The 234-nt window shown below is 33.8% G+C and carries 1 pseudogene; it reads right to left on the minus strand.

What is annotated here, in order from left to right:
• Nucleotides 1-129 (minus strand): annotated as a pseudogene (locus B3473_RS05910) (IS982 family transposase); the annotation flags it as partial.
• Nucleotides 130-234 lie beyond the last annotated feature (105 nt).

Below are 234 nucleotides of genomic sequence, written 5' to 3' on the forward strand. Positions count from 1 at the left end.
GTTCACAACGTAACCTGATAAGCTTACCAACATATGCACCTTGAAACCATAAAACCACATTTGTTTAGCTGAATTAAAGGAAATATCAGCCTGTTCGTCCCGAAAAATCCTAGTTTTAAAATTTCTAAGATGAGATTTAGCGGTATACTGTAAATGGCTCATTTGGGCTTTTTTCGTATCTTAAATTTAACTAGCACCACGGGTATTTTTTAGATAAATACGAATTACTAGAGT

It is taken from the genome of Streptococcus sp. UBA632, from assembly GCF_002300045.1.
Lineage (GTDB): Bacteria > Bacillota > Bacilli > Lactobacillales > Streptococcaceae > Streptococcus > Streptococcus alactolyticus.